This is a genomic window from Alteromonas salexigens, from assembly GCF_025628895.1.
GTDB classification, from domain to species: domain Bacteria; phylum Pseudomonadota; class Gammaproteobacteria; order Enterobacterales; family Alteromonadaceae; genus Alteromonas; species Alteromonas salexigens.
Window position 1 is genome coordinate 26,836 of sequence record NZ_JAOTJC010000012.1, and the last position, 25,116, is coordinate 51,951.

Below are 25,116 nucleotides of genomic sequence, written 5' to 3' on the forward strand. Positions count from 1 at the left end.
GCGCAAACCGAAGGAAAGATTATTGTAATAATGACTGTAGGGATTAAGTGCCAGACTGTAGTGAGCCTGCACGATTACTGGGGTTAGTTATACCAAACCCCCGTACTAATTTACAGCGTGGCGGAGGATTGGTGGTTAATCGGTTTGTGTGAACAGGCTAATCAATAAAATCCGTGCTACCGCGGGACCACTGTGGGTTCAGTAATGGTATGATAGCGCTATAAGAGTTGAGGAGTTGCTATGTTAGTTGTTGTTTCCCCCGCCAAGAATCTGGACTTTGAAAGTAAGGTGCCGGTATCGGAGTATACCCATCCACAGTTGATGGACGATACTCAGGAACTGGTAACGCGCTGTCGGGAGCTGTCGCCGGCACAGCTGGGCACGTTGATGAGTATCAGCGACAAGCTGGCCACGCTGAATGCGAACCGCTTTGCTGATTTCTCCCTGCCGTTTAAGCCAGAGAATGCCCGGCAGGCAGTGTATGCTTTTAACGGCGACGTCTACACTGGCCTCGATGCGTACTCACTCAGTGAAAACGATGTCCTGTATGCCCAGTCTCATCTGCGTATTTTGTCAGGTCTCTACGGGCTATTAAGACCACTTGATCTTATGCAGGCTTACCGTCTGGAGATGGGCACCAAACTGGAGAACGCCCGGGGTAAAGACCTGTATGCCTTCTGGGGTGACAAGATTACTACCCAACTGAACGAGGCCCTGGCCGAGCAGGGTGACAATGTATTGGTGAATCTGGCGTCGAACGAATATTTTAAGTCGGTGAAAAAGCGCAAGCTAGATGGCATGGTGGTGACTCCGCAGTTTAAAGACTACAAAAGCGGCCAGTACAAGGTCATTAGCTTCTTTGCGAAAAAGGCGCGTGGTGCGATGGCGCGGTATATTCTGGAAAATCAGGTAGAAGATGTAGCAGGTCTCAAGGCTTTTGACCGGGACGGCTATCACTTTAGTGAACAGGATAGCAGTGCTACAGAGCTGGTGTTCCTGCGAAACCAGCAAGACTAGAGACGACAGCTCTATTGCGCCTCTTACCGGGCGTGATGCAGCCATGCACTCTGGCTAACTGCGGGTTAGCAAGTTAGTCAGAGTGTGTGCGCAAATCCCGGACCTGCTTTGCCCTCAGAGTCACGCTAACTGGCGCGGGCACCCAGTGGTCAGGTTCCAGCCCCATCGGAGGCACGATGTTCTGCTCAAAAGGTATACAGCGTTAAGCGCGAGTGCCCGTTTCAATACCTTTTAATTACACCTTTTGTATTACGCTGACGATATGTGTAGTAGGCCGGCGTAAGCAGTCTTGCTTTCTGGCCAGGGTAAGGAACATGCCATGCAAGAGTCAGCGGTGCCGTTCTCTTCGGCCAGCGAATTAGAAGCGGCCATTCACGCCTTGTGGGAAAATTCCGACAACACCTCGGGCAATCCAGTCACAGTGGAGGTGCGCTGCCAGTTTCCGGATTCAGCGCAGCTTGGGTACTTTCTTAACGATCCTGAAACGGCCCGCCTGGGCACCCCGGTGTTCAGTACCGTGGACCCGGGCCAGGTCAGTTTCCCGGTACCGGATGTCCTCGCGCCACTTCCCTTGGGCGAGTTTTGCGCTATGTTAAGCGAACAGGTCAGTTTGTATCGTGGAGCGCTGTGTGGTTGTGAACTCTCTCTGGTACCATTCCATACCGATCCCCGCCAGCTTTGTGAAGATCTTGTGATTGGCCCCCATGACGGCAGCGAACTGGCAGCACACCATGCTTTCGTGGACTACTTTGCAGAAGAATTCGGGATGCTGGGCTTCAGCCGCATTGGTGATGTGACACTGTCGCAGCAGGGGACTGCTCGCTACCTGTTGCATCGCCCTTCGCGAACCCTGGTGAAAATTGTGGCGTCTCACAGCTTAGACGGGGGCAGACTGACGTTGATGACGTGGCTCTCTGACGGGCAGGTTATCGCTAGCCCGGCCGTGGAGGAAAAGGTTAGTCCGGTAACGGATATTCCGTGTTGTCCACTTAACCACACCCATTATCCGGAAACCCAGTTTCAGGCTCACTTACAGCGCGTGGAAGCGTATCGTGACTCACATATGCTGGTGACAGCGGTGCCGGTGGAATCAGAGTCTGACATTTTAGCCCTGGAGGACACGCTGGCTGCTGCCCGCCAGCGTGACAGCGGTCAGGTTAGTCAGTATACAGTTTCTGACGAAATTTAAGTGTTTGCTGCTCATTGCCGAGCTGCAGATCGATATTGAAGCGAAACGTTTCCTGATCACGGAACGGCAGCACCGCCAGATAATAAATAGCGTCACCATCTTCCACTTTCTTAAAGCTGAGTTTGCGGGTGGTTCCCAGCAGGTTTTTCGCTTCACCACTTACGCCTAATCGCTGGGCTTTTTGGGTCTCGGTATCGAGCACTGAGATATTTACCAGTGCATTATACTTACTGCGTACCAGCCCGTAGCGGGAAGCCACCTCCGGGGTCAGAAACGACGTATTCACAACCATATAATGGACGTCCCAGTCACCCAGCGTCGCTTTCTGTTCGGCACTGGCCTGGGTTATCCCGGCCAGTGTCAACGCCAGTAACACAAACACATTACGAAATACGAACATAACTACCTCAATTATCTGCAGCTTCAGTAAATACCAATGGTGTCCTGAATAAGCAGCTGCAGAAATTGCAGTGCAATGATGGCTATCAGAACGGACAGATCCAACCCGCCTAACGGTGGAATGACCTTGCGGATAGGGGCCAAAAATGGCTCCGTAAGTTGGTGGAGAACATAGTCGATGGGGGATTGCCCTTGTGACACCCAGCTAAGGATAGCGCGTAATAGCAGTACCCAGAACATCAGCGACAGGGTTTCTTTGACCACGTCCAGAACGGCTACGACGACCAGTGATAGCGGATTCACGCCGCCACCACTCAGCATCATATTGAGCGTGAATATTTTCGCCATGGCCACCAGAAGTGCCAGCACTAAGGTTGCCGTATCCAGCCGCCCTAATGAGGGAATAATACGGCGCAACGGCCCCACGATGGGGTGCGTCGCTTTCACGACAAACTGGCTCAGCGGGTTATAAAAATCTGCCTGAACCAGTTGTAACCACAGTCGCAGGATCACGACCATCAAATATAAGTTAAATAAGGTACTAACTAAAAATACCGTTGCGCTCATGCTTGTTACTTCCTACCTGGTTTAAAGCTGGCTGGCCATTTCTTCGGCCCGCGATACCGCGGCGCGCATTGCTTTTGCGACGCTGTCTTCGAGGCCTTCGTCTATCAGCGTGTTCACTGCCGCAGCCGTGGTACCGCCTTTCGAGGTTACCTGGGCACGCAATTCACTCAGTTCAAGATCCTGATTATGACAGACCATTTCGGCCGCCCCCAGCATCGCCTGCTGAACCATGACTCTGGCCGCATCTTTTTCAAAGCCCATACGTATGGCTTCTTCCTGCATAGCCTGTAAAAACAGGAAGAAATAAGCCGGCGAACTGCCCGCGGCGGCGATCACGCCGTTAATGTCGTCTTCTTTGGTTACCCAGACAGTTTTGCCGACGCTGGCCATAACGTCGTCAACGTACTGGCGGTCGTCTTCAGAAACGTGTTCATCGGCGTACATCCCCGACATGCCTTTACCCAGCAGACTGGGTGTATTGGGCATAATCCGAACTACCGGGTATTCACCACCCAGCATATCCTGCAGGCGGCTGACCGGCAGGCCGGCAGCAATACTCAGAAACAGCTTGTCGGATAAGTCGTTGTTTTCCTTAAGTGCGGCGCACATCTCGCCCATCATCTGGGGCTTCACTGCCAACACGATAGCATCGGCAAACTGACACGCTTCGTCATTCGACTGGGTAGTCTGAATCCCGAACTCTTCTTTCAGTTTGTCTAATTTTGGGGTAGAGGGGTTGCTGGCCAGGATCCTGTCCTGGTCATAGCCAGACTGAATTAAACCGCTGATGATACTGCGGCTCATGTTGCCGGCGCCAATAAAGGCCAATTTTTTCTGTTGCATGTGTACCCTTCTCTTGCGTTGATTGCGAAAACGGATGACAGCCGGCTATTGCCGGGCACCGAAGATGGCAGATCCAATTCGCACCATCGTCGAACCATTAGCAATAGCAGCTTCCGTGTCACCACTCATTCCTACGGATAGGGTATCAAAATTGCTCAGCTTTGTACGGTAGTGCTCAAACAAATCATGTAGCTGAGTGAGCGTTTGCTGCTGATGCTGCGCACTGACGTCCGCTTTAGGAATGGCCATCAGGCCACGCAAAACCAGGTTATCCATGTTGCTGATGGCATCAATCATAGCAGGAAGTTCCTCAGGTGACAGGCCCGACTTACTGGCTTCATCATCAATATTCAGCTGCACACACACATTCAGAGGGGGCAGCGAAGGAGGGCGCTGATTGTTCAGGCGGCGGGCAATTTTCTCTCTGTCCACCGACTGCACCCACTGGAAGTGCTCCGCGACGACCCGGGTCTTGTTTGACTGCAATGGGCCGATGAGGTGCCACTCGATATCTGGCAGATCCTGGAGGTCGATAATCTTCTCTACACCTTCCTGCACATAGTTTTCACCAAACAAACGTTGTCCGGCTGCATACGCTTGCCTGATATCAGATACCGGTTTGGTTTTGCTTACGGCTAGTAATTTCACTGATTTTGGTGGACGATTAGCGTTGGCAGTGGCGCTGTCGATTCGCGAGAGCGCGGATCTCAGTCTTTCTGCTATTGTTTGCATAATACACCTAATGAGTGGGAGAAACGGTTGTGGATATTACCGAACTTTTGGCTTTCAGTGTCAAAAATAACGCCTCAGACTTGCACCTGACAGCAGGGTTGCCGCCGATTATTCGGGTTGATGGCGAGATGAGAAAGCTGAATGTGCCGGCGCTGGATCATAAGCAGGTTCACTCGCTCGTATACGAAATTATGAACGATAAACAGCGTAAGGAATACGAAGAAAACCTGGAGGTAGATTTCTCCTTCGAGGTGAAGGACCTGTCGCGGTTTCGTGTGAACGCTTTTATTCAGAACCGCGGCGCAGCGGCGGTGCTGAGAACCATCCCCAGCCGGGTGCTGACGCTGGATGACCTGGGGGCGCCAGCGATTTTCAAGGATATTATTAACCAGCCCACCGGGATTGTGCTGGTCACCGGCGCCACCGGCTCGGGGAAAAGTACCACGCTCGCAGCGATGATTGACCACATCAACACGCATAAGCGGGAGCATATTCTTACCATTGAGGATCCCATTGAATTTGTGCACGACAATAAGCTGTGCGTCATTAACCAACGGGAAGTACACCGGGACACCCACAGCTTTTCCAATGCACTGCGCTCTGCACTGCGGGAAGACCCCGATGTTATCCTGGTAGGTGAATTACGGGATCTTGAAACGATACGGCTCGCTATCTCTGCCGCGGAAACCGGTCACCTGGTGTTCGCCACGCTGCATACCAACTCAGCACCGAAGACCATCGACCGGATAATTGATGTGTTCCCGGCAGAAGAAAAAGCCATGGTCCGTTCCATGTTGTCTGAATCCTTACGCGCCGTTATTTCCCAGACACTGTTGAAGAAAATTGGGGGGGGCCGGGTAGCGGCACACGAGATCATGGTGGGTATTCCCGCCATACGTAATCTCATTCGTGAAGACAAAGTGCCGCAGATGTATTCGGTTATCCAGACCGGTCAGTCCCATGGCATGCAAACGATGGATCAGTGTCTGCAGCGTCTGGTCGCTACCGGGGTTATCTCCCAGCAGGACGCGGTCGCCAAGTCGACGACCAAGCAACCCAGTACCAGCTTTTAAGGAGCCACGATGTTAGATACCTTCCTGCAACAAATGGTGGCACAGTCAGCCTCTGACTTGTTTGTGACTACAGGCTTTCCGGTAAGCGCAAAAATTAACGGCAAGTTAACCCCGTTAACCGATTTACCATTGAGTGACGACGAAGCGTTGGCGCTGGTCCAGGCGGCTATGACTGAAAAGCAGCAGGCTGAATTTCATGAGTCCCGGGAGTGTAACTTTGCGATTGCGCGAGAAGGTGTGGGACGTTTTCGTTGTTCAGCGTTTTGGCAGCGGGATCAGGCCGGTATGGTTATCCGGCGTATCGTAACCCAAATACCGCAGGTAGATGAACTTGGCCTGCCCGCCGTGCTGAAAGACATCATCATGTCCAAACGGGGCCTGGTGTTATTTGTCGGCGGTACCGGCACCGGTAAGTCCACCTCGTTGGCGGCGCTGATAGGGCATCGTAATCAGCACTCCCATGGGCATATCCTGACCATTGAAGATCCGATTGAATTCGTTCACGAGCATCGTAACTGCGTAGTGACCCAACGGGAAGTGGGACTGGACACCCATTCATTTGATGATGCACTGAAAAGCTCACTGCGACAAGCGCCGGATGTCATTCTGATTGGCGAAATTCGTTCTATGGAAACCATGGAATATGCCATGTCGTTCGCCGATACCGGGCACTTGTGTGTGGCGACTTTGCACGCCAACAATGCTAACCAGGCTATCGAGCGGATCATGCATCTTGCCCCGAAAGATCAGCACGATAAATTACGCTTCGATTTGAGCCTGAACATCCGGGCCATTGTGGCACAACAACTAGTGCCCACCAAAGACGGCAATGGGCGAGTCGCTGCCATTGAAATATTGCTGAACTCACCGCTGGTATCTGATCTTATCCAGCGCAATGAAATTGGCAGCCTCAAAGAGGCCATGAAAAAAGGCAAAGAGATGGGCATGCAGAGCTTTGATATGGCCTTATATGAGCTTTACAAAGCCGACAGAATTGACCTGGATCAAGCCCTCCATCATGCCGACTCACCCAACGATTTACGACTTATGGTCAAGCTGGACTCCAGCGAAGGATCCGGGCTTGGGACGTTATCAAATGTGTCTATAGACATGGATTAGCAGACCGTTATGCGCAAACTCTATGCCTCGGACGACCGGTTTCTGTTGCAATCAGTGCGCAGTGAGCTGGATGCCCGGAATATACCGTATCTGGTAAAAAATGAGTTTGCCGGTGGCGCGGTAGGGGAATTGCCCTGGCAGGATACCCAGCAGGAAATATGGGTGGTGGATGAGCAATGGTTCGCCAAAGCGACGGCAATTGTGGATGGGTTAATGGAGCCGGGCGTTTCGCCTAACAGTGCGCAGGAGTGGCGGTGTCCTCGCTGCCGGGAGATGAATGGGGCAGCGTTCGATTATTGCTGGCAGTGTGAAGAGCCCCGCACCGGGAGCCATGTGCAAAATTCGTGAGCAGCGGATTTAGCTGTACTGGCGTTCTATCCAGGCGCTGAAAATTACGCAGGCTGATACGCTGTCCACTTTCTCCTTGGTGAGCTTGCGGTAGCCCCCCAGCTCAAATAGCATGGCTTTCGCATCAGCGGTAGATAAACGCTCATCACAGGTCGCTACCGGGGTTTTGAATTTATTATGCAGGCGGTTGGCGAACTTGCGAGCGCGGCGGGTCATTTCCTGCTCAGTACCATCCATATTAAGCGGTAGCCCGACCACGACCACATCGGGTTGCCATTCTTCGTATAACACGGCAATGGTATCCCAGTTCGGAATACCATCCCGCGCTTTTATTGCGGCCAGCGGGGCGGCGGTACCCGATACTTCCTGGCCAACTGCGACGCCAATACTCTTAGTGCCAAAGTCAAAGCTCAGTACGGTTCGGCTACCGGTCTCAGGCATGTCCTACCCCGGGCGCGAGTTGCCAGACATCGACGCCCAGTTTATTAACTGCGGCCTGCCATTTTTCCTGTACCGGCGTTTTAAATAAGATATCTTCGTCAGCTTCGATGGTCAGCCAGGCGTTCTCCTGCATTTCTTTTTCCAGCTGGCCGGCAGTCCAACCGGCATATCCCAGCACAATCAGAGCTTCGTCTGGCCCCTGGCAGGTGCTGATGGCGGTAAGTATATCTTTCGACGTGGTGACCATGATCCCGGGAGCCAGCTCCAGACTGGACGTCCAGCCAGCCTGATGGGTGTGTAACACAAACCCCCGTTCCTGGTTAACCGGTCCGCCGGCCAGAATCGCGTTGTCCGCTTTTTCCGGCGCTACGGTGATTTCTTTATCAGTTTGTTCCAGCAGTTGTTTTAACGTCATGCTGGAGGGCTGGTTGATAACCAGTCCCATGGCACCGTCAGCGTTATGCTCGCAAATATATGTCAGCGAGCGCGAAAAGTACGGATCGTCCAGCGACGGCGTAGCGATCAGAAAATGGTTTTGCAGGCTCTTCAATTCAGTCATGACTTACCTTTTACTTACCAGGGGTCAGGCTTTGCCCGGAGCAAGTTTGCGTTCTATAGCGTCGAATAGTGCCGCCATAATATTGATATCGTAGTGCGCTTCTATCTCTCTTACGCACGTGGGGCTGGTAATGTTTATTTCGGTAACCCGATCGCCGATTATATCCAGGCCTACAAACATAATATTGTGCTGCTTTAGGGTGGGCGCGATGGCTTCTGCCAATGCCTTGTCGCTGTCACTTATAGACTGTGGCCGGCCAGTGCCGCCTACCGCCAGGTTGCCCCGGGTTTCCCCGGCACCCGGCAGGCGCGCCAGACAGTAAGGAATAACTTCACCGTCCACGATAAGCACCCGCTTGTCGCCTTCTTTAATGGCGGGCAGATATTCCTGCACCATCATGTAACGTTTACCGAGCTGGGTGAGGGTCTCAATGACCACGCCCAGGTTATTGCCATCTTCCTTAATCCGGAATATAGAGGCGCCGCCCATGCCATCCAGAGGTTTGCAGATGATGTCTTTATGGTGGGCATGGAACTCACGTACCACTTTAGGATTTCGCGTGACCACCGTATGTGGGATCAGCTCGGGGAACCAGGAGGTAAATAATTTTTCGTTGTAGTCGCGCAGCGCTTGCGGGTTATTAACCACCAGGGCGCCGGCTTCTTCTGCCAGCGTCAGCATTTGAGTAGCGTACAAAAACTCACTGTCGAAAGGGGGATCTTTTCGCATCAGCAAGACATCTATTTCGCCTAGCGCCAGATCCTGCTCGTCACCGAGAGTATAAAAGTTATCGGCTTTATCCTCAACAGTGACGGTGCGCCCGCGACCTCTGGGCTGCCCGCTGTCCAGGTACAGATCTGCCATTTCAAAATACACTATCTGACAACCCCGCCGCTGTGCTTCAAGCATCATGGCAAAGCTGGTGTCTTTATAGGGAGTGATGTCTGCAATGGGGTCCATTACGATGCCAACGGTGTAGGTCATTGGATTGTCTCTGTCTGAGTAGGGTGATGCGGGCCTGGAGAGGTGCATCGCCCTGTTGCCTGAATGTATCGCCTGTGATGGCGCCGAACCAACGCTGGCAGTACCAGCAGAAAAGTATTTGTACGTGACGGATATGGCGGCTGATCTGTTAAATTCAAGTCGGGGTGTTGGTTGCCTCTCGGGTTAGATGGCCTTACCAGTCGCCGTGCTGCGCTTGCAGTACGCTCAGGCTCGCCAGTGCGGCGGTCTCAGTGCGCAGGACACGGGGGCCAAGACTGACCGACGTAAAACCACACTCGTTTGCCTGGTGGGTCTCCTGTTCAGACAGGCCGCCTTCCGGGCCGATTAACAGACGAAAACCATGCTGTGTGTAAGGTTGCCGCGCCAACGGACGCTCTGCGCCGGGGGTGAGCACTAGCCGGGTGGATTCAGTCGAGCCAGCCATCCACGCTGATAACGGCGTGGGCGGATGAATGTCAGGTAAGGTATTACGGCCACATTGCTCGCAGGCGCTGATGATAATTTTTTGCCACTGGGCATGTTTTTTTTGCCAGCGTTTTTCGTCCAGCTTTACTGCGCAGCGTTCGGTAATCAGCGGCGTAATTTCAGTCACGCCCAGCTCGACACTTTTTTGTAACACCATGTCCATGCGATCCCCTTTTGATACACCCTGTCCCAGGTGGATCGGTAACGGAGATTCTTTATTCAGTGTCAGGCACGCGTCCACTTCTACCGTGACCAGCTTGCGGGACACACTGATTAATATCCCACTGTATTCATTGCCGTCCCCGTTGAACAATACCACCGGGTGATTAGGTTTGAGTCGCAGGACATTCGCCACATGGTGAGCGGGCTCTTCTGCTAAGGTGAACTCTTCATCAAGGGGGATGGTACCAGCGTGGTACAGACGGGGAATGCGCATGGGTGATTTCGGGTTAAGAACACTTGTAACCGTATCATAGCGAGAGTATTCACCGTGGCGCAACAGCCAGCAACAGGTAACGGGCATAAATGCCGTCACCTGCCGGCATTTTAAGCATTAATGTATATGTAACGAGTCAGAGTCGTTATTTAGCTCTACCAGACGCATTTTCGGTCGGGCTGTGCGCAATTTCGTTTTCCCGCGGGCATATCGGGTGTTGTCCCCTTTATCGGAAGACAAGGCATAGGCAAGTATTAACATCACAATTGCAAGCAATAGCAATAGAAAAAACATTTTCAATTCCTTTAAAAACATAGGTTCACGGCACAGGGAAAAATGTACTGCACGCGTTTATTGCATCCGTTCATTACGGCGACCACGTGAGTGGTAGTCGATTTAGTGCATGAGTCACCGGAAAGTTAAAATTTCAGATAAGCACCAAATATTCCGTAGAAAAAGAATAGCTCAAAAGCAGTTTTTTGCCACTATGTTTTGCATAAAAAATGTTCGTTTCTGGCTCTGGCACGCCAGCAAATTGCAGATACATTTGAAAACCGTAAAGCATAAAATTAATTGTGCCTGAAAAGGTTTTGGAGCTACTCTGCTAAGTGCTCGTATCTGTTAAGAAAATATTGGTACCTCCCGGTATAACTGGTACTTTTAATATCAAGCCTAAACTTTGAGTAAGGAATTCTTATGGAAGATAAACTCACCCTTTTTACCGCCAGTGACGTTGAACGTTACATCAATGAGTATGCTATACCGTGGGGCATAAACATTGCCATGGCCATCATTATCTATGTGATTGGTCGATTGGTGGTAGGTCTGCTTTTAGGGGTGTTCCGCCGAGTGATGGCGAAATCTAAATACGACCAGATGATCATCGATTTTCTGGAGTCAATTCTCAGCGCCGTGCTCATGCTGTTTGTTATCGTGGCGTCGCTGGATGAACTCGGGGTGGATACCACCTCACTGGTCGCCATACTGGGTGCAGCAGGTCTGGCAATTGGTTTATCGCTGCAGGACTCGCTAAAGAATTTCGCCGCAGGTGTGATGCTGCTGGTATTCAAGCCATTTAAAGCAGGTCACTATGTCGAGGTCGCGGGCACCTCAGGTATCGTGCAGAAAATTGGTATTTTTCACTCCGTGATGACATCGCTGGATAACAAAGAGATCACGATCCCCAATGGCCGGATTTACAGTGACAATATTACCAACTACTCAGCCCGCGATACCCGCCGCTGCGATATGACATTTGGTATCGGTTACGACGATGACTTGCTCAAAGCCAAACGAATTTTGCAGGAGCTGGTTGAGAGTGATGAGCGTATTCTGAAAGAGCCTGAACCTCTCATTGGTGTAGCAGAACTGGGTGATAACAGTGTTAACTTTACGGTGCGTCCCTGGGTGAAAACTGCGGACAATTTTGCGGTGCGGTTAGCCTTTACTGAGGCCGTAAAACTGCGCTTCGATAAAGAAGGTATCTCTATCCCGTACCCGCAAATGGATGTACATCTGTATAAGGAAGAATCGGGTGAACAAAGCGAAAATGCGTAAAACCCATCGCATTCCGTAATAAAAAACGCCGCATCATGCGGCGTTTTTTTAATTCAACTGGTTACCGGCAGTCCGGGCGTACTGAAGTATTGTTGTAATCCGCCAGGGCAGCAGACATGTTGGCCTGCAAGTTATCTATGCGGGAATCCGGTGCCGGGTGGGTAGAAAGCAATTCAGGCGGCCGCTGGCCATTACTGGCAGCATCCATATTCTGCCACAGGTTCACCGACTGGCGAGGGTCGAAGCCGGCCTGCGCCATCAGTGTTAAGCCTATTAAGTCAGCTTCAGATTCATGAGTGCGACTGAACGGAAGCTGCACACCGACTTGTAAACCCAGACCAATGGCGGCCATTATTGGGGCAGTTTGTGAGACTTCATTTGCTGCAAGGACCTGGCCTACTGCCTGTGACCCCATATTGATAAGCGTACTCTGTGACATCCGCTCGTTACCATGCTCAGCAATAACATGGCCAATTTCGTGGCCGATAACCGCAGCTAACTGATGCTGGTTTTCTGCTATATCGAGCAAACCGGTATAAACCCCAATTTTACCGCCCGGCAATGCAAACGCATTCACCTGCTCGTCGTCAAAGACCACGACTTCCCACTGGCCGCTATACACTGTATTGGGCACTAATGCCGTTAATGAATCCGCAACGCACTCAACATACTGGTTTTGCACAGGCTTACGGGAGACCTGCAATTCTTCTTTCATGCCGGCAAACGCCTGGTCGCCCATTTGATTCAGCTGTTGGTCAGAAAACAACAAGACCTGGTTGCGACCAGTGGGCGAGGTGGCACAGGCTGCCAGAGTAAGTGATACGGCCGCCACAATGGCCGTGGAGATCCTAAGTTTCATACTGTTTCCTTTTCCTTGACAGTGAACGGGGTAGAAGTCGCCCCGTCTGATTATACGATATTGCCAGCCCCCGTGAGGCCGGTCATCAACTAAATATATTCTGTATACCGTCAGAGGTCTTTAAGTGATCATTGAGCCGGCAGCGCAAGTGTCTTGTGGATGCAGGGCATAAGCCAGCATAAAACTGTAAAAGAAACATACACTTCGACTCCTCCCCAATATCTGTATAAGATTAATTCGTTAAGGTTATATTCAGATAACACGCTGCACTGTTAGCGGCAGAGCAGCATTTGGGAATGATTATGAAAGGGTTATCACGCGTCGCGCCAGCTTTGGCTATGGCACTCGCTGTTTTAGTAAGCGGGTGCGCCAGTCATCAGGGCTTGCCTGAAAATGCAAAAAATCAGTTTGTCACTGAGTTTTATGCTTATGTTGGTCACGTCAGGGAAGTGCAGTTCGAATCCTATGTGCCTGAGGCCTCGGTATTTGGCGCCGCCGCGGGGGCAATCCAGAGTGTAAACGATACCGAGCACATGTTTGCTGCTGCAATTATCGGTGGCGCGCTTGCCGGGCTGGTTACTGCTATCGCCGAAGGCGATCGTACCGGTTACGAGTATTCGCTCCACGCAGTGGACGGCGACCGCGTTCTGGTATTAGTTGAAGATAAAACTGCCCTGCAGGGCGAATGTGTACTGGTGCGTGTGGCTGGCGATGTCTATCTGCATCCGGTGGCCGACGAAGCGTGCCGCAATCCATACCCTTATGACTACCAAAGCGTACCCTACGGCGACAATCCTGCCCCAACGGCTGGGGAAATCTAGCGGCAGAGGGGCTAATTCATGGAGGTGAAAGCCGTAAAGTGCAGCGTTATATAGCCAGTCAAACAGGGTAAATTTTGGGCTTTGCTAATTTAATCTTTGTGTCATAAACTGGCTCTACATTGGAAGGGTATAAAGGTGAGAAAACACCTTGTACCGACTCTACCGCTGTCAATAATCGTTGCTGTGGTTAGATGAATCAAGAAAAACGAAAATTGAAAAAGGAAAGCACATGGCCACCCACAACAAGTTTAAGTATGGAATTCTCGCATTACTCGTCTCTGCTACCTTAGCCGGGTGTGGCCTGGACGGCGACGATGGCGAAGCAGGTGATCCCGGCGCGCAGGGCCCTCAGGGAGAACAAGGTGAACCGGGCGCCGATGGTCAGGACGGCCAGGATGGTCAGGATGCATCGCTGGGTGTCCAACTGGACTTGGTCGCCCGGAGTTTTCTGGGGGCGTTGAATGCGGCAGAAATCGTACAGTATCATGCTGCTACGCAAACGATTTATGCCACTAACGGGAATGGAAACCGTATTGCCGTTATCGATGCCACGACGATCCCCACTGAGGCAATGGACGATCCCATCAACACCACGAACCTGAATGGTACGGGGTTTGAGCTGCCAGCAGAAGTTGATGGGGTAGCGTTAGGTAGTGTTACCAGTATTGCCGTGTATGGTGATCTGATGGCGGTGGCCATGCCTGCAGCAACGAAAACCGATAATGGCTATGTGCTTTTCTACAACGGCTTAGACGCTATTGCGCCGGTTTTTCTGGACTCGGTAGAAGTAGGTGCAATGCCCGATATGGTAACTTTCACGCCGGATGGCGGTAAGGTATTGGTAGCGAACGAAGGTGAGCCCAGTGATGACTATACGGTAGACCCGGAAGGTTCAGTTTCTGTTATCGACATTCTTGCCAGTAACGAACCTGCGGAAGCAGCGGCATCAGTAACCTTTGAAGGTCTGAATGGTACAGAAGCAGAGTTAATGGCACAGGGAATGATGTTCCCTAATCCTTCTGGCCGCACCATTAACGGGGTGGAAATTGCCACTACTGTGGCCCAGGATTTGGAGCCGGAATATATTTCTGCCTCAAATGATACTGCTTATGTGACGCTTCAGGAAAATAACGGCGTTGCGATTATCGACCTGGAAGATCTCACTGTAGAAGTGATTGGTCTGGGCGTGAAAAACTGGAGTGAGTTTGCCATTGATGCGCAGGAAAATGGCGCAGTTAGTTTCGACACTTACGAAGGCCTGTACGGTGTTTATCAGCCGGATGCTATTTCTTATTACAGCTGGAAAGACGCTACTTTCCTGATTACCGCCAACGAAGGGGATGCCCGCGAATACATGTTTTCAGCCGCAGATGAAACTGCCTGCGCTGATGCGGGTGGTCTGGCCTTCGTTGATGGCGATTGTCTGGCTTATACCGATGAAACCACTATCGGTGATCTGACCGCGGAAAGCGGCACTGCCCTGGCGGAGCTGAAAGTCTCTGGTGATATCGATGATCTTCGCGTGACCACCGCTATGGGTGATGCAGACGGGGATGCGGAGTACGACGCAGCATACGCGTATGGTGGCCGTTCATTCACTATCTGGGATCAAAACGGTATGGTGGTATTTGATTCCGGGGATGACCTGGAGCGTATTTCTGCCTCGGTACATGGTAATCAGTTCAATAACGATGATGCGGTGAATGAAGGCGACTCTCGCTCTGAAAATAAAGGTCCAGAGCCTGAAGCAGTGACTGTTGGCACCATCGGTAATCGTACCTATGCATTTGTGGCTACTGAGCGGATGGGTGGTATATTCGTATACGATATTACTAACCCCTATGACGTTAAATTTGCTGACTATGCCATTAACCGTAACCTGACCGAAGGGCTCAGCGTGAATGATGTCATTGGTGATTTGGCGCCAGAAAGCCTGGTTTTCGTGAGCGCTGAAAACAGTGCCAGCGGTATGCCGCTGCTGATAGTGGGCAATGAAATCAGTGGTACTGTGTCAGTGTGGCAAATTTCTACAAACTAATCGGTTATTTATTGACTGATGTTAAAACGGCGCCCTCGGGCGCCGTTTTTTGTTTCATGACTTTTATGATCTAACAAGCTAAGCTAGGCAGAATTAAACGGGGCAGGCGCCCCGGGGCAGTTCACTCGCCCCGGGTAGCACACTGCCCCTGATGTTCAAATATGAAGAGTAAGTAGATGTCGCAACAGATCGTTATCAGTGGGGTAGGGGTATGGACGCCCGAGCACCGAATTACTAACCAGGAACTGGTGGAAAGTTACAATGCGTGGGCAGATGACTACAACCAAACCCATAGCGAGGCTATCGACGCAGGTGAGCTTGAGGCTAAGCCGCATTCCAGTGCTGAGTTTATAGAAAAAGCGTCAGGCATAAAGCAGCGCTACATTTACCAGAAAGAAGGGGCGCTCGATATCAAGCGCATGCGCCCGGCGATAAAAGAGAGAGCCGACGATCAACTCTCTCACCAGGCAGAAATTGCAGTTGAGGCAGCGAAAAAGGCCCTGGCAGAAGCCAATAAGGATGCCTCTGAGGTAGATGCAGTCATTGTCTCCTGTGCTTACACGCAGCGCGCGTATCCGGCCATTGCTATTGAAGTGCAGGAGTCGCTGGGCATCGAAGGGTTCGCATTTGACATGCTGGTGGCATGTTCTGCGGCGACGTTCGGGATGCACCGTGCGTATGAAATGCTGCACGCCGGCAATGCGCGCTGTGTATTGGTGATTAATCCTGAGCTGGTGTCACCGCAAATTAATTACACCGACCGCGACAGCCATTTCATATTTGGTGACGTGGCCACGGCAACCGTACTCGAACATGCAGAAACTGCCCGCGCAGAACACGTATACGACATACTCAGTACCAAAGCTGTAACCAAATTTTCCAGTAATATCCGCTCAAACTTTGGTTATATGACCCGCGCACAGGACGTCGATCCCTATGGCCCGGACAAGCTGTTCCATCAGGCCGGACGCAAGGTGTTTAAAGAAGTATGCCCTATGGCGGCAGAGCATATCGCCGAACACATTGCCCGTCATGCCCTTGAGGCAAGTGACATCAGACGCTGGTGGTTACATCAGGCTAATATCAATATGAACACCCTGATTTGCAAACGACTGTTAGGTCGTGATGCCAATGCGGATGAAGCACCCATCGTGTTAGATGAATATGCTAATACGGCGTCAGCCGGTTCAGTCATTGCCTTTGCTCTGCACCACAAAGATTTGCAAGCGGGTGATCACGGGGTGTTGTGTTCGTTTGGAGCGGGCTATTCCATAGGCAGCCTGGTGATCAAAAAACGGGGTTAGCAGCAGAAACGCAGTAAATAGGGACGAACATGATTGCGGATATCGGCTACGGACTAAACAGCCTGGCATACCTGGTGTTATTACTGTTATTGCTCACAGTAAGAAAATCGGGGTTGGCTAAATACCTGTTAATGCTTGCGACTATGGCCACGCTGGCGTGGTCATTGAGCATGCTGTCGGTATTACGCGGGCCGATGACCCTCAACTGGTTGCTAACCGCAGATGCGGGCAAGCAGCTGGTGTGGCTGCTGTTTATCGCCAGCTGTTTGCGGGACGATTTCACCGATATCTGGCAGGTGCTGAAACAGCCGGTGACGGGATTTATCTTATTGCCCCCCCTGGTTACGTTGATAGCACCCGCTATTCTCCCTGTAGACCCCTCCCTGAGATACTTAGCCAATACGATTTTGGCGCTGGAAGCGTTGATACTGCTAGAAGTTATGTTCCGCCAGACCGGCGGGAACCAGTGGGCATTTAAACCGCTGGTACTGTATCTGGGCGCTACCCAGCTGTTCGAGTTTGTGACCTATGCAAACGCGACCATGGTAGACCAGATAGAGGTTGGGTATATCGCCGCGCGCGGTTTTATATACCTGTTACTTATGCCGTTATTGATAGTAGCCATACGCCGGATCAAACACTGGGGGGTGGATATCTTCATCTCCAGGGACGTGGTGTTACACAGTTCACTATTACTAGTGGCTGGAGCCTATCTGTTTGTGATGGCAATGATAGGGTATGTCATTAACTATTTAGGCGGAAGCTGGGGCGCGACCGTTCAAATAATCCTGATAGCACTTTCGTTAGTGTTGTTGGCTACCCTGGTTTTATCGAATGCTTTTCGCACCAAAATAAAAGTCTTTATTACCAAGCACTTTTTCGCCAATCAATATGATTATCGTGTTGAATGGGTGAAGCTAACCAAAGCGCTTTCCTCACCTTCCAGCGACCCTGCCACCGTATATCAGCATGCCTTAGAGGGGGTTCTGAATGCGATTGGCTATGACACCGGACGGCTGGTGAAGGTCATCAATGGTAAGTGGGAGCAGGTGGCCACCGTAAATGCCCCGGCATTATCACCCGGGGAGCAACAGACACTGACAGCGCTGGCCCCTTATTGTGAGCAGACATCCTGGCTAATTGACATTGAAGAGTTTCAGAATAAGCCGTTTACTTATAATGGTCTGACACTTGACAGACAGCTTATAGAGGACTGCGCTTTCCAGTTAGCGCTACCATTTTTCAGGGATGAAAAAGTGTGGGGGTTTGCACTGTTGAAAGCTGTGGATCGCGAAGATGTATCGCTGAACTGGGAAGTAAGAGACTATCTGACGGCAGTCACTGATCAGGTTGCGACCTTTGTCTATCACCATGAAGCGGCGCGGGCCGTAGCGGAGAATGCTCAGTTTGCCGCTTTCAATCGCATGTCCGCATTCGTGTTGCATGACCTGAAAAATGTGTTGGCGCAAATTGACCTGATTCTGGCAAATGCCGATAAGCACAAACATAATCCTGAGTTCATTGAGGACACGTTTGAGACGCTGCATCACACTAAAGCTCGTATGGACAAAATGTTGCGTCAGCTGACTGAAAAAAAGGTCGATGAGGCGCGACGGGATGAAGCACATCTGCTTTCAAAACTCATACAGCACGTAATTGATAATCGTTGCCAGAGTTATAAGCCGGTACCTGTACTACAATCTCAGGAGGAGTCTGCCGTAGTCGTAGATCCTGAGAAGCTGTCTAACGTAATGTACCATCTGATAAGCAATGCCCAGCAGGCCACCTCAGACAATGGCCGTGTAGAAGTGGTGTTGTATGTAGATGCAATCAATAAGCGCCAGCTGGTACTAATTGAAGACGACGGCTGTGGTATGGATCAAGAATTTATCAATCATCGCCTGTTTACCCCGTTTGACACCACCAAAGGCAATGCCGGTATGGGGATAGGGGCGTATGATGCAAAAAATTATATGGAGTCGATAGGCGGGAACTTATCAGTCCAGAGCGAGCCCGGAAAGGGCTCCTGCTTTACACTGACGTTTCCGTTAACATAGTAATGCCCGCACGGAATAATAACAGCATATAACACTGGAAGATGCGCATGACAGATACCGTTCTGGTTGTCGATGACGACCTGGGAATTCAGAAGCAACTGAAATGGAGCCTCACCGATTACGACGTGGTATTCGCGGATGATCGCAGCTCCGCCATTGCACAGTTACGTCGTCACGAGCCTAAGGTAGTGACGCTGGATCTTGGGTTACCACCCGATCCCGCCAACGCGTCGGAAGGATTAATGGCGCTGGAGGAAATAATTGCACTGGCGCCCCGCACCAAGGTGATAGTGGTTACCGGTAATAACGATAAAGAAAACGCGCTACGGGCCATCGATCTGGGTGCCTATGATTTCTATCAAAAGCCTATTGACTCTGACACCATCAAGTTGTTAATCAACCGGGCCCTCAACCTGGCGAAGCTGGAACAGGAAAACCGGGTGCTGGCCAAAACCAGGCCAGGGATGGGGCGTATTATCGGCAACAGTGATGCCATTCAGGCGGTGGTGCGCAAGGCCGAAAAAATTGCCGGTACTGACATCAGCACGCTACTGCTGGGAGAGAGTGGTACGGGTAAAGAAGTGTTTGCCCGCAGTATCCACGAACACAGCCCCCGCAAGGATAAGCCCTTTGTGGCAATCAACTGCGCCAGTATTCCCGAGAATTTGCTGGAAAGTGAATTGTTTGGCTATGAAAAAGGCGCCTTTACCGGCGCCAACAAAACCACCCTGGGGAAAATTGAAACGGCTCAGGGCGGCACGCTGTTTCTCGATGAAATTGGTGATATGCCCATAGGTCTGCAAGCAAAAATGCTGCGTTTCCTGCAAGAGCGGGTTATCGAGCGGGTTGGCGGGCGAAATGAGATACCCGTGGATATTCGGGTGATCTGTGCCACGCACCGGGACTTACAAAGCATGGTTGCCGAAGAAAGCTTCCGGGAAGATTTATATTACCGGATTGGAGAAATACCAATCCATATCCCGCCACTGCGTGACCGCGACCAGGACATCATCCTGTTGGCAAGAACCTTTCTTAATATGTACCGGGAAGAGTTTAATGCCAAGGCCAAGTCGTTTTCAGACAGCGCCGTACAAGCCATGCTGGCACACAAATGGCCCGGTAACATACGGGAAATGCAGAACAAGCTAAAATCAGCCGTGATCATGGCAGAAGGCACGGTGGTGCAGGCAGATGATCTTGGCCTGACGGCGGTCGCCGGCAATGCTGAGCCCGAAACGCTGAACTTGCGTGAAGTGCGTGAACTGGCAGAAAGCCGTGCTATTCGAAAAGCGTATCAGAACGCAGGCAAGAATATGTCGAAAACAGCCGAGTTGCTTGGCGTCACCCGACCGACGCTGTACTCGCTAATCGACAAATATCAAATGGAAGATATAAAGACTGGCACCTAGCGTTAACTATGCGCATTGCTGCCACAGTAACCTCCGGCTACGCGTTGCTGCGCCGGACGTGACAGCCCACGGTGGCTGCAGTGAATTTATGACGGCAGGTTTCCATGGTGGACACCCGCCCCCAACCGAAAGGATAGTACGATGACAGAAGAGCGATTTCCAAATCAGGAAGGTAAGCAGGTTCCTGATGTAACCTTTGCCGTACGTGAGGGCGACGACTGGGTCAGCAAAACAACTAAAGAACTGTTTGATGGTAAGACCGTGGTCGTCTTTTCGTTACCCGGCGCATTCACACCCACCTGCTCCTCCACTCACCTGCCACGCTACAACGAACTGGCCAAGGTATTTAAAAAGCACGGCGTCGACGATATCTTGTGTGTATCGGTTAACGACACCTTTGTAATGAATGCCTGGGGCATGAACCAGGAAGCCTCCAATATTACCCTGCTGCCAGACGGCAACGGTGAATTCACCGAAGGCATGGGCATGCTGGTAGATAAATCCGAGCTGGGCTTCGGTAAACGCAGCTGGCGCTATTCCATGCTGGTGAAAGACGGCGTGGTAGACAAGATGTTTATCGAACCTGATTTACCCGGCGACCCGTTTGAAGTATCTGATGCAGACACCATGCTTAATTACATTGCACCGGATGCCGAAGTACATGAGTCGGTATCGGTGATCACCAAGCCGGGCTGCCCTCACTGTGCGCGAGCTAAAACCCTGTTGAGTGAAAAGGGCATCGATTTTGAAGAAGTCATCTTGGGGCGCGATGCCACGCTGACATCACTGACGGCGATCAGTGGCCGTTCAACGGTGCCGCAAGTGTTCATGGGTGGTAAGCACATCGGTGGTGCCGACGACCTGGAAAAATACTTCGGTTAATTTGTGGGTCGCTGCACCTAGGTGCAGCGACCACTGCTGCGTTTCTTCTCTACCTGATTTCCGCCAAACTCGTGTTACACTGCGCCTCAATCTATTAGTCAGTTTTCCGTTAAGGAGTCGTTGTGCGGCGCGTAACCATTTTTCTTTGTGCTCTTATCTGGACAGGTATGGCCGGGGCTGCCCCCGATGCTGCCATGGACAAGTTCGCCAGTTTATATGAGGCAGAGTGGGGCCAGGTGCAGCCTTGTCGCACGCCTAAACTGAATCAGTTCAAAGTATGCTCACCGCTGTTACGTAACGAAGGTAACGCGCCTTACATGCTGTATGGCGATAAGCCGACGGACAAAGTCGCGGTGTTGGTGCATGGGCTTAGCGACTCGCCGTTTTTTATGCGCGAAGTGGCGCGTATCGTCCACGAGCAAGGCTTTACCGTGTTAGTGCCCTTGTTACCCGGACACGGCCTGCGAGACGCTGATGACGATATGGAAGACTGGGATCTGGCTGAACGCTGGCAGCAGCACGTGGAAGAGGTACTGGACATTGCACGTGAGATGGGTGATACCGTGTACGCCGGCGGCTTTTCTACCGGGGGCGCGCTGGTGGTCGAACAGGCATTAACACAACCACAAGGATTTGACGGCCTCCTGCTGTTTTCAGGTGCCCTGGCACTCAGCGACAATGCAGAAAGCATGTCGCGGATTTGGGGTATAAAATGGGTGGCCCGCATTATTGACGGTAAGTATCGCACCCATGGCGCAAATCCCTATAAATACCCGAGCGTGCCAGGGTTTGCCGGGCTGGAGCTTATGGATGTGATTGAGAGTATTCGCGAATTGCTCGAAGAAGGTAAAACGCTGGAGATGCCCGTGTTCGCCGCGCATTCTCAGGCAGACATCACTACGCCGGTACAGGGTATTGAAGCGTTGTTGGAGCGCACCGGTAACGATAACACCCTGTTCGTCATAGATAAGTCGTATGAGGTTTGTCATGCCGACCTGATAGTTAATACCTCGCTACTCACTGACATGCGCTTCAACCGCGTGCTGGTGGACGAACGGGAACCCTGTGCAGTGCCCGAAGCGAACCCGCTGTTCGCTCAGATGGAAATGATGCTGACCAGTTTTCTGACCAGCCATGCGGAATAATGGTCTGAGAGTGAGGCCATGCGTCTGAGCGAACCTGTATAGCTGTCACTCACCACAGAGTGAGATGGCGAGGAAACGGCAGGAATAAACAGACAGAGGATAAAGATAAGGCAAGGAGTGATCCTTGCCTTATTTGTGTTTACCGCTGACAGGTAGCCTAAAAAATGACGTGCAGTCTCCACCCGGTACCGCCTTCTATCGCCTTGTAGGCAGCGAAGCGGCGTCTGCGTTATTATTTACGCTATCATCGGGGCGACTGAACATGGTGGCGTCAGCGGTATCAACGCCCCGCTAACGCCTGGCAACGTTTTCGTTAGCTTTTTGACTTGCTGGCGTAGTCTTCCACCTCAGACCATACCCGCAGGATATTACCGCTTAAGATTTTCTTAATATCACTCTCGCTGTAGTCTCTGTCCATCAGGCCCTGCACCAGATTCGGAAAATCAGATACATCCTTCAGGCCTTCTGGCAAAGAGTCACCAACTCCATCGTAATCGGAACCAATACCGACGTGGTCAATACCAATCAGGTTAACCACGTGATCGATGTGGTCCAGTACTTCACTGAGTGTAGAGTAAGGGTAGGGGTTTTGCTCGCGATAAGTGGCTTCGAAATTCTCCAGTTTAGGGCTGTCCGCGCCTTCTGTTTTAATTATTTGGTTACGTGCCTGCGACATCCCCGCGCGCCATTGTCTGGCTTCTTTGGTGACAAAGCCTGAACCGAAATTAATCATAATGACGCCACCGTTTTCACCCAGCTTTTTCACCATATCGTCGTTCATATTACGCTCGAACCCGGGGGTGAATTTACGCAATGAAGAGTGCGATGCGATGACCGGGGCCTTGGTCAGCTCGATCACCTGGTAAAACGCATCATCAGACACGTGGGAGATATCGATTAACATGCCGATATTATTCATTTCAGCGACCAGCTTTTTACCGAAGGGGCTCAGGCCATTCCACTGGCGACGTAAATCATAGGAAGAGTCGCTGATGTGGTTGGACTGCGAGTGAGCCAGCGTGATGTAGCGGATCCCCCGCTCGTAGAAGTGATGCAGGTTAGCCATATCCCCCTGAATCGGAGAACCGTTTTCCATGCCCATAGGCAGGGAGATTAATCCCTGTTTAAAGTGTTCGCGAACGTCGCTGACGGTGCGGGCGATAGCGAATTTGTCCGGGGCCCGGGCAACGATAGCTTCTACTGAATCAATCAGCATGTGCGCCAGCTGCGTTGACTGAGGTGAGTTATCCATGCTGGCCGGCACGTACACTGACATGAAAGGTGCGTTCAGCCCGCCTTCAATGGCACGGGGGTAATCGAAGTCACCGTCTTCAGTGGCCTCAGTGACATCCACCCATTTTTCGTTGACCCGGTAGGGCACGTCGATATGGCCATCCACAATAATCGTTTGCTTGGCTAACGCTTTCGCTTGTTCGGAGGCTTCGATGGTCGCGCTTTGTGCGTTACAGGCCGCAAGTGTCAGTGTTACAGCAAGGGCGGTCAATGAATATTTCATGGTGTCACAGGTTCCCGGTGATTGAATAAAAATCAGAACCGCTACTCTACCAGTTCGGCAACGGTTAACAACTCTCTGTTTTTGGTATCTGCGCCACGGCATGAATGCTGCTGCAGGAAATATTTTGCATAAAGGGGTGTTAGCACCTTGTAATAAAAACTTAAAACTTGGTAAGGTGTCTGGCACGTGACTTGTCACTGTAATTGCGGGATACTGCCCGCCGCACCCTGCCAGAGAAACTATCAGGGTGCAGGTATTAATCTCCGTGGTACCCATTTCCTTTTACACCCTGGTGATTCGAATTGGCGCTGCATCACGTGCACGCTGACGATGTTTTTTAGAGGGACTGCTTTCTTGAAGGACATCACCGGGACGGGTTCCCACCAACAACAAACAACGAGTAAGAGTTATGGCGATCAACTACATACCGCTAGATAAAGAAAAACATAAAGACACTAAAGTGGCGGTGAACAACACGTTCAAGTATGCCAAGAAAACCCACCTGGCCGCGGCAACTATTAAAGAGTTCGCGCAGCTGGCCAGCACTATGCCTATCGTATTTATCAAAGATCCAAACAATGACCGCTATCATGTAGTGGCAATGCTGGGCATGGAACAAAGCCAGAACCTGTTTTTAAACGGGGAGCGCTGGGAAGGCCCGCATGTGCCAATGAACATTCTGCGCTATCCGTTCGACGTACGCCCAGACGGTGAAAAGCTGGGGGTATACATCGATGAAAACTCAGAAATGTTGAGTGACGACGGTCAGCCACTGTTTACTGAAGCCGGTGAACCCAGTGACTTTCTGAAAAACCGTCAGCAATTTCTGGCTGATCTTGCGAACAGCGAAATGATGACGCAGCGCTTTGTAAAGCAGGTAATCGAACTGGAACTGCTTGAAGAAGTGCAAATTCGTCTGACGTACGAAAATGGCCAACAACGCAACGTAACAGGCATGTTGAGCATCAACGAGAAGAAACTGCTTGAGCTGCCAGAAGAAAAAGTTCTGGAATTGCACAAGTCTGGTTTCCTGGGGGCCATGTATGCCGTGATGCTTTCTCTTGGCCAGCTGAACCGTCTGGTAGAGCTGTCGAACGGCACTGAAAACCCAATCCGCAACATGCAGTTAAGCGTGGTTAAAGCGGAAGACAAAGCGCAGGAAGAAGCTGCACAATAAGTCTGTACAGATGCCAGCCTCCCGGCTGGCATCTTTTCTGTTTCCTCCCTGCACGCAATATACCTCATCTCCTCATATCCGTTTCGACCTCAGCACGCCGTTAAGTAAGCGTCAGTTTTCGTTCACTTTTCATTAAGTTAACTCCCGCTACCTTATCT

General features: G+C 51.3%; 25 protein-coding genes. 14 read left to right on the forward strand and 11 right to left on the reverse strand.

Annotated elements, in window-relative coordinates; genetic code table 11:
- Positions 1 to 240: 240 nt before the first annotated feature.
- Both yaaA and OCL06_RS12950 read left to right on the forward strand, forming a co-directional pair.
- Entirely contained in the window at positions 241 to 1,017 is a 777-nt protein-coding gene (yaaA, locus tag OCL06_RS12945; RefSeq protein ID WP_262995217.1) for a peroxide stress protein YaaA, read from the forward strand.
- 319 nt (positions 1,018 to 1,336) lie between these two features.
- Positions 1,337 to 2,206 (forward strand): hypothetical protein, encoded by an 870-nt coding sequence (locus OCL06_RS12950; protein WP_262995219.1) that lies wholly within the window; start codon positions 1,337 to 1,339, stop codon positions 2,204 to 2,206.
- On the opposite strand, the gene OCL06_RS12955 is transcribed toward OCL06_RS12950, so the two are convergent.
- Genes OCL06_RS12955 through OCL06_RS12970 form a run of 4 tightly spaced genes read right to left on the reverse strand, consistent with a single transcriptional unit; the run spans position 2,175 to position 4,747 of the window.
- On the reverse strand, positions 2,175 to 2,606 hold the full coding sequence (locus tag OCL06_RS12955; protein ID WP_262995221.1) for a DUF4426 domain-containing protein: 432 nt from the start codon (positions 2,604 to 2,606) through the stop codon (positions 2,175 to 2,177). The genes OCL06_RS12950 and OCL06_RS12955 overlap by 32 nt on opposite strands.
- A 23-nt stretch (positions 2,607 to 2,629) precedes the next feature.
- On the reverse strand, positions 2,630 to 3,172 hold the full coding sequence (locus tag OCL06_RS12960) for a YggT family protein (protein ID WP_262995223.1): 543 nt from the start codon (positions 3,170 to 3,172) through the stop codon (positions 2,630 to 2,632).
- A 21-nt stretch (positions 3,173 to 3,193) separates the two neighbouring features.
- Positions 3,194 to 4,015: a pyrroline-5-carboxylate reductase gene (proC, locus tag OCL06_RS12965; protein ID WP_262995225.1), complete on the reverse strand. Its 822-nt coding sequence runs from the start codon at positions 4,013 to 4,015 to the stop codon at positions 3,194 to 3,196.
- Positions 4,016 to 4,060: 45 nt separating this feature from the next.
- Positions 4,061 to 4,747 carry a YggS family pyridoxal phosphate-dependent enzyme gene (locus OCL06_RS12970; protein ID WP_262995227.1) on the reverse strand — a complete coding sequence of 229 codons (687 nt, stop codon included), beginning with the start codon at positions 4,745 to 4,747 and terminating at the stop codon, positions 4,061 to 4,063.
- Between the two features lie 29 nt (positions 4,748 to 4,776).
- On the opposite strand from OCL06_RS12970, the gene OCL06_RS12975 reads away from it, so the two are divergent.
- From OCL06_RS12975 to OCL06_RS12985, 3 genes are read left to right on the forward strand one after another with little or no spacing between them, the layout of a single operon-like run.
- Positions 4,777 to 5,820 carry a type IV pilus twitching motility protein PilT gene (locus OCL06_RS12975; RefSeq protein WP_262995229.1) on the forward strand — a complete coding sequence of 348 codons (1,044 nt, stop codon included), beginning with the start codon at positions 4,777 to 4,779 and terminating at the stop codon, positions 5,818 to 5,820.
- Between the two features lie 9 nt (positions 5,821 to 5,829).
- Positions 5,830 to 6,939, forward strand: coding sequence for a PilT/PilU family type 4a pilus ATPase (locus OCL06_RS12980; RefSeq protein ID WP_262995230.1), 1,110 nt, complete (start codon positions 5,830 to 5,832; stop codon positions 6,937 to 6,939).
- 9 nt (positions 6,940 to 6,948) lie between these two features.
- On the forward strand, positions 6,949 to 7,287 hold the full coding sequence (locus OCL06_RS12985; protein ID WP_262995233.1) for a putative signal transducing protein: 339 nt from the start codon (positions 6,949 to 6,951) through the stop codon (positions 7,285 to 7,287).
- A gap of 9 nt (positions 7,288 to 7,296) precedes the next feature.
- Here the strand turns inward: OCL06_RS12985 and ruvX are convergent, their stop codons facing one another.
- The 5 genes from ruvX to OCL06_RS13010 form a co-directional block, all read right to left on the reverse strand.
- Complete coding sequence (gene ruvX / locus OCL06_RS12990) at positions 7,297 to 7,728, reverse strand: Holliday junction resolvase RuvX (RefSeq protein ID WP_262995235.1); 432 nt, start codon at positions 7,726 to 7,728, stop codon at positions 7,297 to 7,299.
- Complete coding sequence (locus OCL06_RS12995; RefSeq protein ID WP_262995237.1) at positions 7,721 to 8,287, reverse strand: YqgE/AlgH family protein; 567 nt, start codon at positions 8,285 to 8,287, stop codon at positions 7,721 to 7,723. Before OCL06_RS12995 ends, ruvX begins: the two co-directional genes overlap by 8 nt.
- Positions 8,288 to 8,311: 24 nt before the next feature.
- Positions 8,312 to 9,271, reverse strand: coding sequence for a glutathione synthase (gene gshB, locus OCL06_RS13000; protein WP_262995239.1), 960 nt, complete (start codon positions 9,269 to 9,271; stop codon positions 8,312 to 8,314).
- A 193-nt stretch (positions 9,272 to 9,464) separates the two neighbouring features.
- Positions 9,465 to 10,193, reverse strand: coding sequence for a 16S rRNA (uracil(1498)-N(3))-methyltransferase (locus OCL06_RS13005; protein ID WP_262995778.1), 729 nt, complete (start codon positions 10,191 to 10,193; stop codon positions 9,465 to 9,467).
- Between the two features lie 117 nt (positions 10,194 to 10,310).
- Positions 10,311 to 10,487 carry a hypothetical protein gene (locus OCL06_RS13010; RefSeq protein WP_262995241.1) on the reverse strand — a complete coding sequence of 59 codons (177 nt, stop codon included), beginning with the start codon at positions 10,485 to 10,487 and terminating at the stop codon, positions 10,311 to 10,313.
- Between the two features lie 402 nt (positions 10,488 to 10,889).
- On the opposite strand from OCL06_RS13010, the gene OCL06_RS13015 reads away from it, so the two are divergent.
- Positions 10,890 to 11,750, forward strand: a complete 861-nt coding sequence (locus OCL06_RS13015; protein WP_262995243.1) for a mechanosensitive ion channel family protein — start codon at positions 10,890 to 10,892, stop codon at positions 11,748 to 11,750.
- Between the two features lie 61 nt (positions 11,751 to 11,811).
- On the opposite strand, the gene OCL06_RS13020 is transcribed toward OCL06_RS13015, so the two are convergent.
- On the reverse strand, positions 11,812 to 12,609 hold the full coding sequence (locus tag OCL06_RS13020) for a M48 family metallopeptidase (protein WP_262995245.1): 798 nt from the start codon (positions 12,607 to 12,609) through the stop codon (positions 11,812 to 11,814).
- Between the two features lie 302 nt (positions 12,610 to 12,911).
- Here OCL06_RS13020 and OCL06_RS13025 point away from each other — a divergent pair, with 302 nt between their 5' ends.
- The 7 genes from OCL06_RS13025 (at position 12,912) to OCL06_RS13055 (ending at position 22,265) form a co-directional block, all read left to right on the forward strand.
- On the forward strand, positions 12,912 to 13,430 hold the full coding sequence (locus OCL06_RS13025; RefSeq protein WP_262995247.1) for a hypothetical protein: 519 nt from the start codon (positions 12,912 to 12,914) through the stop codon (positions 13,428 to 13,430).
- Positions 13,431 to 13,659: 229 nt separating this feature from the next.
- Complete coding sequence (locus OCL06_RS13030) at positions 13,660 to 15,468, forward strand: choice-of-anchor I family protein (protein WP_262995249.1); 1,809 nt, start codon at positions 13,660 to 13,662, stop codon at positions 15,466 to 15,468.
- A 176-nt stretch (positions 15,469 to 15,644) separates the two neighbouring features.
- The gene (locus OCL06_RS13035; RefSeq protein WP_262995251.1) at positions 15,645 to 16,772 is read left to right on the forward strand and encodes a beta-ketoacyl-ACP synthase III; all 1,128 of its coding nucleotides are present in this window, start codon (positions 15,645 to 15,647) and stop codon (positions 16,770 to 16,772) included.
- Between the two features lie 29 nt (positions 16,773 to 16,801).
- Entirely contained in the window at positions 16,802 to 18,829 is a 2,028-nt protein-coding gene (gene prsK / locus OCL06_RS13040; protein WP_262995253.1) for an XrtA/PEP-CTERM system histidine kinase PrsK, read from the forward strand.
- A gap of 47 nt (positions 18,830 to 18,876) precedes the next feature.
- Positions 18,877 to 20,238, forward strand: a complete 1,362-nt coding sequence (prsR, locus tag OCL06_RS13045; RefSeq protein WP_262995255.1) for a PEP-CTERM-box response regulator transcription factor — start codon at positions 18,877 to 18,879, stop codon at positions 20,236 to 20,238.
- Positions 20,239 to 20,379: 141 nt separating this feature from the next.
- Positions 20,380 to 21,120, forward strand: coding sequence for a glutathione peroxidase (locus tag OCL06_RS13050; RefSeq protein ID WP_262995257.1), 741 nt, complete (start codon positions 20,380 to 20,382; stop codon positions 21,118 to 21,120).
- 122 nt (positions 21,121 to 21,242) lie between these two features.
- The gene (locus OCL06_RS13055) at positions 21,243 to 22,265 is read left to right on the forward strand and encodes an alpha/beta hydrolase (RefSeq protein ID WP_262995259.1); all 1,023 of its coding nucleotides are present in this window, start codon (positions 21,243 to 21,245) and stop codon (positions 22,263 to 22,265) included.
- A 313-nt stretch (positions 22,266 to 22,578) separates the two neighbouring features.
- Here OCL06_RS13055 and OCL06_RS13060 read toward each other — a convergent pair whose 3' ends face one another.
- The gene (locus OCL06_RS13060; RefSeq protein WP_262995261.1) at positions 22,579 to 23,781 is read right to left on the reverse strand and encodes a dipeptidase; all 1,203 of its coding nucleotides are present in this window, start codon (positions 23,779 to 23,781) and stop codon (positions 22,579 to 22,581) included.
- Between the two features lie 409 nt (positions 23,782 to 24,190).
- Between OCL06_RS13060 and OCL06_RS13065 the strand changes: the two genes are divergently transcribed.
- Positions 24,191 to 24,958 (forward strand): SapC family protein, encoded by a 768-nt coding sequence (locus OCL06_RS13065; RefSeq protein ID WP_262995263.1) that lies wholly within the window; start codon positions 24,191 to 24,193, stop codon positions 24,956 to 24,958.
- Positions 24,959 to 25,116: the final 158 nt, after the last annotated feature.